Annotated in this window: 3 protein-coding genes; 1 reads left to right on the forward strand and 2 read right to left on the reverse strand. The window is 67.8% G+C overall.

Annotated elements, in window-relative coordinates:
- Nucleotides 1-415 precede the first annotated feature (415 nt).
- Together OHN74_RS12850 and OHN74_RS12855 are read right to left on the reverse strand one after the other, a co-directional pair.
- Nucleotides 416-952: a HEAT repeat domain-containing protein gene (locus OHN74_RS12850; protein ID WP_327694707.1), complete on the reverse strand. Its 537-nt coding sequence runs from the start codon at nucleotides 950-952 to the stop codon at nucleotides 416-418.
- Nucleotides 931-8520, reverse strand: a complete 7590-nt coding sequence (locus OHN74_RS12855) for a ricin-type beta-trefoil lectin domain protein (protein ID WP_443060382.1) — start codon at nucleotides 8518-8520, stop codon at nucleotides 931-933. The genes OHN74_RS12850 and OHN74_RS12855 overlap by 22 nt, the downstream gene beginning before the upstream one ends.
- 832 nt (nucleotides 8521-9352) lie before the next feature.
- Here OHN74_RS12855 and OHN74_RS12860 point away from each other — a divergent pair.
- A complete protein-coding gene (locus tag OHN74_RS12860; RefSeq protein ID WP_327700097.1) occupies nucleotides 9353-12292 on the forward strand; it encodes a hypothetical protein in 2940 nt (979 codons plus the stop codon).
- The last annotated feature ends 77 nt before the right edge of the window (nucleotides 12293-12369 follow it).

Here is a 12369-nt window from a genome sequence, read left to right on the forward strand (position 1 = left end):
GCGACACTCCCCCACCTCCGCTCCGACCTGCAACACCAGGCGCGCGCCACACATTCGAAAACACGTCAGAGGCCAAGTGCCTCTGACGAGCCGTCGCTGCACCTTGACGCGGGCCGTGCACCCGGGCCGCCCTCGCCGGCCAACGACCTACGTACCAGTGCTGGTCTGAAGCCACTCGGCCGACTTCAGGTCGGTAGCGTCGACCCACCTGCCGAGCTCGGGGACCCAGAAGGGGTGGCCGTCGGTCGCGGTGAGCTGGGCCGTCTTCGAGCCGGCTGAACCGTTGGAAGCGGCGGCGCGGGGGCGGTGAGGCGTGGGGGTAATACCCCGCCTCTCGACAGGCTCCGGATACGGCGGAACGCCCGGCCGAGGAAACTCGGCCGGGCGTTCCGGATGATCGGTTACAGCTCCGCGGTCAGAGCTCGCCGCGGCGGGCGAGCTGCTTCAGCGCGTTCTCACGGATGATCTCGTTCTCGTCGTCGCGCAGCCCCTCCAGGGCTTCCCGGGCCTCCGCGCCCGGAATCGCGCCGAGCGCCCAGATCGCCTTCACCGCGAGCGCCCGGTTCTCGTCCCAGTCCAGGCGCTCGGGAACCCAGCGAGTCGCCAGGGCCAAGGTCGGCACCGTCCTGGGCGAGTGGAGCTCGCCCAACATGGACACGATGTCCTCGTGCTCCCTGTGCCATTCGGCGGGGAACAGCTCGATCAACGGCTCCAGGAACTCCTCGACCGAGGCGTCGGCGGCGCCATGGACGATCAACGCCATCTCGACGTCGTCGGCGTCCCGGCGCTCCATGGCATCGCGGAGCAGCCGGAGCGCCAGGGCCCCACCGTCGGACTCACCGAAGTGGGCGAGCACCTCGTCGAGCGTGCTCGTCGGACCGTCACCCAATCCGACCGCCAGGCCCATGACCAGATCCTGCTCCTCAGGGGTCATCGCCTGACCACGTCCCATCCGGTGATGTTCTCGTTGAAGAGCTTGAGCGCCTTACCGCCGCCCAGGCCGATGTTGATGTGACCAGTGCCCTCCTTCTTGAAGAAGGCGTGGTTCTCGCGCCAATTATCCACGTTCTTGATCCAGGGCATGTTCGGGTACTTCATCTTCAGCAACCTGGAATCGTCCCGCACCCCGATCGCCGCGAGGGCCGCCGTGGTGCCCGGCTTCACCGTGAACTTGACGGTGACACCGGTGTAGCTGTCCGAGAACCCCTGCGTCGGGGAAGTGAACGTCTCTCCGGTCGCCGACAGACCGCCACCGGACTCCAGGATCTTGAAGTGCTCCTCGCTCATCGTTCGGTAGAAGGTTTCCCCGTCGGCGTCGTCACCACCGCCATCGGCCTTGCCTGAGCCGCCGTTACCGCTGGAGCCACCGTTGCTGCGGGAGGAGCCGCCGGACTTGCCGCCGCCTCCGCCGCCGGAGCTCTTGCTGTTGCCGGCGCTGGGCTTGCGCTGTGGCATGGAGGAGGGCTTGGGCGCCGCCTTGGCCTGGGCCTGCTTGTGGGTGTTGTTACCCGTCTTGCGCTTCGCCGCGGCTGCCGCGTCGGCCTTTCTCTTGGCTGCTTCGGCGGCCTTCTTCTTGGCCCGTTGCGCGGCCTCCCTCTTGGCCTTCTCGATAGCGGCCTTCTTGGCTTTCAAGGCTGCCGCCTCGGCGGCCTTGGCGGCCTTGAGGACGATCTCGGCGGCCTTCTTCGCCGTCTTGAACGCCTGGATGGCGGAGATCGTACGGTCGATCGCCTTGATGACCGCCGGGATCTTTCCGATCTTGCCCCAGGGAATGGCGTCAAGGATCAGGCCACCGCAGGACCACATGTCGCCGCCGAAGCATGCCATGGCGTCGCTGATGCCGATGAAGTCCTTCAGCGTCGCCCACGCGATGGAGAGGATCACCGAGGAGAGCGACTTGCCCATCATGGCCTGCGCCTGGGCGACCTGAGCCGGGGACAGCCCGGCACCGCTGAGGGCCGCACCCCGCTCCGAGGCGGTCAGGGTGATCGCGAGACCGCTCGGGTCGGAGTACGTGACCGGGTTGTTCTGCGCGTACGCGTACCCGTTCAACTGCAGGGGGTCGTTCAGGTCGAGCTCCGGATCGACGGACAGGAAGCGTCCGACCACCGGGTCGTAGAGACGGGCCCCGAGCGGCTGGAAGCCGGAGGAGTCGTCCCGGGTCTGGCCCAGGAACCCCTTGCCGGTCTGGATGTTCTGCCCTGCCCTGTCGGCACCGCGCTGGTTGCCGAAGGGATCCTGCTTGCGCACCCGCACCGGCATACCGGTGGAGAGGGCGACCTCCGTGTACACGCTGCCCTGGTGATCCGTGGCGAGCGCGGTGAGCGTCTCGGAGCCCGTGCCGTTGGCGTAACGCAGGATCGCGCCATCGGGCGTCGAGTACGTGCGCTCGCTGCGGACCAGGACGCCGCCCTGCTGGACGGTGACCTGCGCCTCGCCCAGGTGCAGCGTCGCCTGCCTGCCCTGGATGGTGAGCAGGCGGCTGCCGTCGGGGCCGTAGATGTGACGGGTGTCGTTCTGCGGCAGCCACTGCTGGGCCGTGGAAGCGGCGTCGCAGGTGGCGAGCACGATCGGCGTCCCGCTCACGTTCGCCGCGCCCTGCACCGCGAGGCACAGGCCACCGGAGGCCGGGTGGATCAGCTGGCCGGTGGTGTTGCGCTTCAGGTGCTGGGCGCTGGTGCCGCTGCACTTCTGCAGCTGGACCGCGGAGCCCGCCGTGTTGGCGGCCGGCTGGAGGCACCAGTTGCCGTAGACCTTCAGGGTGCCCAGGTTCGGGTCCGTCTGCGGGGTCTGCGACGAGCCGGGAACCGGCTCGAACTGCCAGCTCTGCGCCACCGTGCCGTTGCAGTTGTACAGCTGGATCGGCTGGGCGGCCGACGCGAGACCCGACTTCAGGTCGAGGCACTTCTGGCCGAGACCCACGTACGGGCTCTTGCCGCCGGTGCCCTGGCCGGTGATCCGGTCCACCTGACCGTCGTAGGTCCAGCTCAGATCCTGCTTGCCACCGTTCTCGACCGAGGTGATCGACTTGGTCTCACCGGTCAGCTCGTACAGACGCGTGGCCTCGGCCTTGACCTGCTGCCCCGCAGGGGTGGTGTAGGTCTTCGACACCTTGGTCAGCGTGTGCGGCTGGCTGCCGTCTGTCTTGCCGTAGGCGTAGGTGCTGACGGCGTCCTTGGCGGTGTTGCCGGAGAGGTCCTTCTCGGTGAGCTTGGTGCGGTTGCCGAGCAGGTCGTACTCGTACTCCTGCCAGTAGCCGGAGCCGTCCGTGCCGGAGACGGCGTTGAGCGTGCCGTCGGCGTTCTTCGGCGTGTTGCAGCCCTGCGCCGTCGGTTCCTTGTTGGTCCAGGCGGACTTCAGCTGACCCATCGGGTCGTAGATGAAGCACTGACGCTCGTCGATCCCGACGGACTTCTCCTGGATCGAGGTGACGTTGCCGGCCGGGTCGTAGGTGTAGGCCCGGTCCGAGACCAGGGTGCCGCCGACGAGGCTCCTGTCGGCGGTGGTGTCGTTGGGGCCGCCCTTCTCGCGGTGGACCGACTGTCCCTTGAGCTCGCCGCTGCTCTCGTCGTACGTGTTCTGCGTCCACACCCGGTACGGCATCGCACCCAGGGTGGAGCGGAGTACCTGGCCGTAGGGCGAGTAGACGGTCTCGGAGCCGTACCAGTCCTTTCCGGAGATCGAGAGCGGCTTGCCGTCCTTGTTGTAGCGGACGACCAGCTTCTCCTTGTCGAACTTGCCCGCCGCCGGAAGCGTGGTCTCGTTCAGCATGCCGTTGTCGGAGTACACGTAGTCGTACGTGTAGTCCTTGGTGAAGCCCCACGTGTCGACGATGGACTGGGGCAGCGACAGCGTGGTCGAGGTCGGCTGGTAGTCCTTCGTGTAGCCGTTGACCTTCTGCGTGTACGCCAGTGCGTCCGTGTAGCGGGTGGCGCTGGCAGGCATGCCCTTGCCGCCCGGAACGGTGTCGTACGTGTACTCGGCCAGGACCTTGCCGGTGGAGCTGGTCTCCCGCTGCTGGGTCGGGCGCGACAGCTCGTCGTAGCCGTTCCAGGTCTTGACGCCACGACTGTTGGTCGTGGTCAGCGGACGGTCGAAGGAGTCGTACTCGATCCGGGTCGTGCCCTTGTCCGGGTCGGTCGTGGTCTCCATGTTGCCGCGGTTGTCGTACGTCCAGGTCCACGGGTGCGTCGGGTCCGCCGAGGCGGTCGCCTTCACGGGCTGGCCCTGCGTGTCGTAGTCGTAGCGCGTCGACGTGAAGCCGCCCGGCGCCGCGGGGTTGAACGTGTCTGTCCTGACGGTGCGGCCCAGCGCGTCGGTCCAGACGCGGTAGGTCGAGTCGCCCTGCGGCTGGATGACCTTCGACCAGTCCGAGCCGTACTCGTAGCGGACGGCCTTCTCCGGGACCTCCTGCGAGATGGCCTCGCTCGTGCCCGTGAGCTTGACCTTGAGGACCGGCATCTCGGTGCGGACGCGGCCGAGGCCGTCGTACGTGTACCGGGTCATGTTCGGGACGGCGGTGTCCGCCAGCGGGGTGAACAGCTCGCCGCTCGGGGCGTCCTGGTTCAGGTAGGCGTTGTTGGTCTGGTAGATCTCACCGGCGTTGTTGTACAGCGTGTCGGTGATCAGACGGCCGTCGCCGTCCGCCTCCTCCTGCGACTGCCGCTCGCGGCCCAGACCGTCATAGATCGTGACGGACTTCTCGACCCGGTCCTCGTAGCCACGCGTGTACGTGGTCACGTACGGAGGCTTGCGGATCTTGCCGCCGTTCGGGTCGGTCGGGTCCGGCTCCTCGGCCGGGACGACGTACTCGGCCTTGAAGTCCGGCACGCCCGAACCCGGGGTGCGGCCCGGGGCCCAGGCCTCGGCCAGACGGCCCAGCGGGTCGAACAGCGCCTCGCTCACGTGCCCGTTGGTGTCCGTGGTCTTGACCGTGGTGGCGCGGCCCGGCTCCAGCTCCTGGATCTCGCTGTGGCCGAGCACGCTGGTCGTGGTGACCTTGAAGACCTGGCCCGTGGCCGGTCCGATGGGGTCGTAGCTGATCGTGGAGGACTTCGGAAACGCCTTGGCCAGCTGCTCCGCGTTGGTCTGCCGGATCACCCGGCCGATCTCGTCGAAACCGTTGGTGCCGTTGGTCTGGAAGTCGGTACCGGTGCGGTTCAGCGACCACGACTCGGTGGCCAGGGCGCGGGTGGTGGAGATGAGCGACGTCTGGTTCGCGTCGAACGGCTGGCCGTCATAGGCCGTACGCTGCGCCCCGCTGAGGGTGGACAGGTTGGTCCAGTTGGCGTTCGCGCAGGTCGTCGGGGACACCAGGACCTGCTTGGACAGACCGATCAGGTTCTTGTCCGTGCGGTGCAGGTACTCCAGCTTGGTGCAGGACTCGTCACCGGTCTTGGTGGGATCGGCGTCCCCCAGCGACTCCACCAGCGTCGGCAGACCGTACGTCGACTCGTAGGTCGTGTGGGTCCTGACCGTCCGCAGCATCCGCGTGTCGTCACCCGTACCCGAGGACTTCGTGTACGCGATCTCCTCGGGCTCGGTGACCCGCCAGGCCCTCAGCGGGGTGAGCCCGTCGCCGAGTTCGCGGCTGGCGAGCTCCGTCGCCTGCGGGATCGTGATGCCGCGGGTGAGCCAGTTGGTGTCCAGGTCCGTCGCGTTGGAGTAGGACAGCTCCTCGGCGATGCGGCCGGCGAAGGCCTCACGGTCGTACACGGGCTGGCCGTTGTACGTGATCGTGTTGCCGTGGATGTCCTTCATGGGAACGGTGTCGCCCATGCCGCGGTAGAAGCGGGTGACGGCCTTGGTCTTCGGGGCGTCTGCGCCGGGGAGCTCCTCGGCGGGCGTGGTGCCCTCACCGCTGTCGGCCGCGGCCTTGCGCTCGCCGGTGGTGACCGTGGTCTGCTCGAAGCCGGCGAACTGCGAGTAGGTCCGGGTCGACTTCTTGGTGAACTCGGCCTCGGCCAGCTTCCAGCCGGCGTTCTTGTAGTCGTACGCGGTCAGCGTGGAGAACGAGCCGTCGATGTTCGGCAGCTCCTCGATCGACTCGACCACGTACTTGTTGAACCAGTCGATGTCCTCGATCTCGGCGTCCGGGTGCCAGAACGACGGGTAGCACAGACGCGTGTTGGACTTCAGCGACGCGGTGTCGGTCTTGCCCGGCAGGTTGGTGCCGGAGAGGCACTCGCCCTCACGCTTCTGGTACGTGACGGCCGTCTCGCCGCCGTACTCGTTGACGACACGGGCGATGCGCAGCCGCGAGAAGCCGGGCCGCGGGTCGGTCGCGCCGCTGCCGCCGCGGTAGACGCGGTTGGGCATGTCCTCTTCGTTCGACACGAACCGCACCGGGTTCAGCGTCACCGAGGCATCGGTGGAGCCCTTGCGGGCGTAACCGGTGCGCTGGATCGACTCCAGCCACAGCGCCGTGTTCGCGCCGGTCTTCAGGACCGGGAAGCTCTGCTTGAGCTGGTACGCGTCGACGGCCTGGCGCGCGGTGGTGTCGGTACGCCGCTGCGCGGAGGTGGTGATCTTGTCCAGGCGCTTGCGGGTCCAGAACGTCGGCCCGGCGTTCCAGCACTTCCGGGTGTACGTCGAGGTGACGGCCTTACAGTTCAGGTCGGCCGGGGTGTCGTACCAGATGCGGTACTTGCCCGGGTCCTTGTCCGTGAAGTGGTCCGTCGTCGCCGAAGCGTCCGTGCAGGTCAGACCGGCCTCGGGGTAGCAGCGCTCGGCGACGGTGAAGCTGATGCGCGCCGGGGCCTCCGCGGAGAAGATCGACTCCTTGCGCTGGCCGTAGTCGATGTGCTTCAGGTAGCCGCCGCGGTGGTACTTGACCGGGCCCTTGAAGTAGAAGTTCTTCGCGTAGTAGTTCTCCTCGCGCGCCCAGAAGAGGGACATGGCGTTGCCGTGGATGTCCTCGACGTAGTCGAGGTTCCAGCGCCAGGCCTGGTGGCAGGAGGAGTTCTTCCAGTTCTCGGTCCCCGAGCCCGCGTAGCAGGGCTCCCCCGAGTGGTTGCCGTAGACCGGCACCGCGAGGACGGAGTCGGTGTACGGGTCATCGGCGGCGGTGCCGTTGTCCGACCAGCCCGGAAGCTTGTTCAGACCGAAGTGGTACTTCGTTCCGTCCTTGGTGGTGACGACCCAGTACTCGCCGTCCTTGTCCTTGAGGCCCGAGCGCGGGTCCTTGGACGTGTCGTAGAGCCGCTCGATCTTCGAGCCGTCACCGTTGGCGGTGAACCACTGGCCGACGGGCTTGCCGTCGGAGCCGAGCGGGCCCTTGTCCTTGTCCCACACCAGCTCGGTGGTCATACCGCCCAGCGACAGGGTGGCGTTCTCCGAGCCCCAACACAGGTCCGCGGTCTTGTGGTCCGTGTTGTTGGCCCCGGCCCGCTTGGAGTCCTGGCGGCAGTTGTTGTACGTCCGGGTGATCGAGCCGGCGTTGTAGTCCCAGCCGTCACCGATCCACGAAGCCTGGTTGTTCGTCGACGACGTGCGGCCGTCGACCGACTGCGAGTTGTACGACAGGGCGACCTTCGGCATCAGGCCGCCGGCGGTCTCCGGCGCCTGCACCTGGTACGAGTAGGTGAAGGCACCGTTCGACGAGCCGGCCGCCCAGGAACCGGAGGACAGCAGCGGCGAGGCGGTGAAGTCACCGGACGCCGAGGAGCCGGTGTCCATCGCGCCCACGACCTGACGGCCCGAGGCACCCACGTTCGACGAGAAGGCGGCCTGGCGCACCGAGGCGCCCGAGACCTCCGACAAGCCGTCCTCGTCCGGCAGCAGGTGCGCGACCGGAACCGTGCCGGAGAGGATCTGACGGGTCGTGGAACTCCTGGTCCTGCCGGACGTCGCCTTCAGCTTGGACTTCGCCGCCGGCACCACCTTGACGGTGCTGCGCAGCCGCTCGGCCTCGACGTCGGAGTCGTCCCCGCCCATCATGGTCTCGATGCCCGTGTCCGGCGCACAGTCGCCGGTGTCCGGGGAGTCGAGCACACAGCTCGGCAGCAGGACGAGACCGAAACGCTCGGCCGCCAGTTGGCCGTAGCGGTCCTTGAAGCCGGTCGTGTCGACGTCGAGCAGCACCTGCGCCGTCGGGTCCGCCGTCGCCGGCGGCACGATCTCCATGACCATGCCGGGGACACCCGCGTCCTCGGAGGTGGTCGTCGCCTTGACCGCGACCTGCCAGTCACCGGCGACAGTCGCCGGGTCCTGGCCCACCGGCACACCGACACCGACCGGCAGGAGCGCCTGGGTCGTCGAGTTCACGACCTGGACCGTGGTCCCCGGCGTCGCCGTCGACGGGTCCGCCTTGCCGGCGTCCGCCGCCCAGGGGTCCACCGCCACCGGCGCGTACGGCGTGATCGGCTGCTCCTGCGCGATGCTCAGCGTCTTCGGAGCGTCGGGGTTGTCGGCCAGCGTGGTGCTGGGCGGGATGTCGGGGAGTTCGACCTGGGAGGTCGTCTCCTCACGGGACATCCCGTCGTCGGGGACGGCAAGGGCCTGCGAGCCCAAGCTCGTCACCGTCAACATCGATGACAACAGAAGGACGGTCGCCGTGCGGCTTCGCCGACGGCGCCGTCGTTGTGACTCTGTCATGGCCAGGCGATCCCGCCCCAGCCATGACAGTGGACCTGAAGCACGCATACGCGCCGACTCCCACCCAGATGAACAAGACAACGAAGGTGCGAAAACACCAAAGAGCACGCGTCTGGATCAGGCGCGTGCGTGCGCACTCTCTGTCATGTCCGCCATGGACGCAAGATCGACAAAAGCGGACCAGGGGTCACTAAGTGAGATTCACCACGGTGCATGCGCAAACAGACTGACGCACTGTCGACCTATGCGGCAGATCGGAGATCAAGGTCAAATCTAATGCAACATTCTGTCAAATCATCGCAAATACAGGCGGCTTCAGAGGGAAGCGGATTATGGCATGAAGCCACATAACACATTCATAAATCCTTCAGATGTGGACGGCACCTGAAGATCGTGTGATCGTGTGCGCGCCTGTGCCCCGTGGTCTCTGCCACGGGGCTGTCTGTGCTGTCCGAAATCCTCTGGTTCTCCCGGGAGTAGACCCGCCGTGCCTGCGCCGCCTCGTCTTCTCAGCCCATTCGTGCGCACGCGCACACGGCTGAGCATCACTCTCGGCCTTGTTCTGGCCGCACTCACCGCCGCGCTCCTGCCCTGGTGGCAGCCGAGCGCGCCTACCACCGCCCATGGCGGCTCCACCGACGCCCGGCAGGCGGCCACCGGTCCGCGTGACGAGGCCGCCGCGACGGCCGAGGCCAAGCGGACGGGCAAGAAGGTGCTCGTCGACACGGCAACCACCCAGACCCAGCTCCTCTGGGCGATGCCCAACGGCAAGATGCGCACCCAGATCGACGCCCTGCCGCAGCGTGCGAAGAACGCCGAGGGCCACTGGGCGCCGATCGACACCGCGCTGCGCCGGACGGAGAACGCCGGCTCGCTGGGCATCCGCCCAGTGAACGCCGCCGTTCCGGTCCGTTTCGCGAGCGGTACCACGACCGACCGCGCCGACCGTTCCTACAGCCGTCTGCCGCTGGCCGAGGGCGAGGCGGCGAACGAGACCCTGCTCGCCGAGGTCGACCTCGGCGGCCACACCATCTCCTACACCTGGCCGGGCGTCCTGCCCGAGCCGGTGCTCGACGGCCCGCGTGCCCTCTACCCCGAGGTCTTCCCGGGCGTCGACCTGCTGCTCGTGGCGCGTGAGGAGGGTGGCTTCGGCCAGCTCCTGATCGTGAAGAACCGCGAGGCCGCGCAGAACAAGGACCTCGCGACCGTCGCGTACGGCGTGAGCTCGACGACGGCCGTCTTCCGCCAGGACACCAAGGCCAACGTGGTCCGTGTGCTGGACAAGGCGGGCCAGGAGCTCGGCTCCATCCCGACCCCGTTCGCCTGGGACTCCTCCGGCCGCGACTCCGAGACGCCCGACGCGGCGCCGCGTACCGCCGTCGCCACGTCGGCCGACGTGCTCAAGCTGTCGGGTCTGACCGGCATCGAGCCGGGCGCGAAGTCCGCGCAGCTGCCGGTGGCGCTCGACGGTGACAACACCGGCGACATCCGCATCGGCCTGAAGGTCGCCGAGACCGGTCTGCTGACGCTCAAGGACACGAAGTACCCGGTCTTCATCGACCCGCCGCTCAACACCGGCTGGCTCGCCTGGACCGTGGCGTACAAGAAGTACCCGAACTCCAGCTTCTGGAACGGTACGAACTTCTCCTCCGGCACCTCCGACGCCCGTGTCGGTTACGAGAGCGACACCGGCGGTCTGGCCCGTTCCTTCTGGCGGATGAACTTCTCCTCCAGCTACAAGGGCGCGAAGTTCGACTGGGCCTCCTTCAAGGTGAAGAACAACCACTCGTGGTCCTGCACCGACCGTCAGATGGAGTTCTGGCTGACCGGTTCGATCTCCTCGGGTACGACGTGGAACGCGCAGCCGAGCTGGTCGCGGGTCCTGCACAAGAAGTCCTTCGCGCACGGCTGGTCGACCTCCTGCCCGGACGAATACGAGGCCTTCACCGTGACCTCCGCCGCCCAGGAGGGCGCGGACAAGGGCTGGTCGAACATCACCTTCGGCATGCGCGCCACGAGTGAGAGCGACACGCAGACCTGGCGCAAGTTCGCCGCCACCGGCGCGACCCTGACCGGCGAGTTCAACCGCGCGCCGAACCAGCCGAGCTCCGGCACCTCCTCCCCGGGTGGCGCCTGTGTGGCCGGCCCGACGAACAGCGTGCTGATCGGCCGGACGACCATCACGCTGAAGGCCAAGGGCTCCGACCCGGACGGCACCGTTCCCAAGCTGCGGTTCCGTTTCTGGAAGTCGACGGACACCACCAAGAAGGAGTACGTCGCCACCGCGGACAGCACCGGGTACGGCCAGATGGTCATCCAGGCGACGGACCCGCTGCTGAGCGGCATCACCACGAACACCCTCTACAAGTGGGACGTGCGCTCCGAGGACTCCACGTACCCGGCCGCGGGCTCCGCCTCGTCCTACTTCCCGAACGGCAGCGAGCCGTGCCAGATCACCGTCGACCCGACCGCCCCGCCGCAGCCGGACATCAGCAGCACGGTGTTCACGGAGGCCAGCGACGACGGCAAGACGTGGGCGACGGTGAACTTCGGCAAGCCCGGTGACTTCACCTTCACCGCCCCCGGCGCGTCGAAGTTCCGGTACGCCTTCGAGGGCCAGGGCTACGTCGACGCGCCGACCCCGGTCAACGGCAAGGTCACCCTCACCGGTGTAACCCCGCCGCACGCCGGACCCGTCACGATCAACGTCTACGCCTACGATTCCAACGGCAACCAGAGCATCCGCGGCGACTACGGCTTCTACCTGCCGCCGCGTGACACCTCCGACGGCCCGATGGACACGGGCGGCGACAACGTCGCCGACCTTCTCGTCCTCTACGCGGACGGCAAGCTGAAGAACTGTGTCGGCGCCCCCGCCGACCCGGCCGCCCCCGGCACCGGCGGTGAGCTCTACAACTGCCTCGCCGCGTCCTACGTCACCGCCGGCAAGAAGATCGACCCGGCGAACCACTGGATCGACGCGGCCGGCACGCCGTCGCTGATCGCGCACTACAACGACGTCTACCCGGGCGACGGGTCGACCGACCTGTTCGCCGTCACCCCGGACAAGCAGTTCTGGCTCTACCCGGGCGACGGCTACGGCACCTTCAACGTCGACCAGCGCATGAAGATCCGGCTGCCGTCCAACGCCCCGGCGCCGTCCACGTGGACGCAGATGAAGGCGATCGGCGACATCACGGGGGACAAGTACCCGGACATCGCCCTGCGCGCAGGCACCGCGTTCTGGATCCTCTCCGGCTACACCGGCGGCAGCTTCCAGTCCGCCGTGCTCATGGAGGGCACCGCCTGGGCCACCACCGCTCGCGACATCGTCAACATCGCGGACATGAACAAGGACAACACGCCCGACCTGCTGTGGCGGAACGTGTCCAACGGCAACATGTACGTCCGCCACGGCAAGCCCGGCACGGTCGCCGGCAGCGTCGACCTGGAGTCGATCAAGCTCGCGGCCAACTCGGTCAACGGTGACGTGTCGTTCGGCACCAACTGGACCGCGACCAACATCACCGCCGCGATCGGCATCCCCGACGTCAACAAGGACGGGGTGCCCGACATGTGGGCCCGCGACGGCGCTACCGGCAACATGAGGTTGTACAACCCGTCCACCACCAACACCAACGCTCCCGTGAAGACGGTCCTGTCCGTCGACTGGAGCACCGTCAAGGCGTTCGGCTGATCCCGGCCGCCCGCTGACGCACACCGAGCCCCGGTCGCCTGCCTCGCAGCAGGCGACCGGGGCTCACCCCTTTCCGA

It is taken from the genome of Streptomyces sp. NBC_00459, assembly GCF_036013955.1.
In the GTDB taxonomy this organism is placed as follows: Bacteria; Actinomycetota; Actinomycetes; order Streptomycetales; family Streptomycetaceae; genus Streptomyces.

What these genes read in the sequence shown, in the direction of transcription:
- OHN74_RS12860 (WP_327700097.1), top strand. Translation starts at nt 9,353, where the DNA reads ATGCCCAACGGCAAGATGCGCACCCAGATCGACGCCCTGCCGCAGCGT.
- OHN74_RS12850 (WP_327694707.1), bottom strand. Translation starts at nt 952, where the DNA reads ATGGGACGTGGTCAGGCGATGACCCCTGAGGAGCAGGATCTGGTCATG.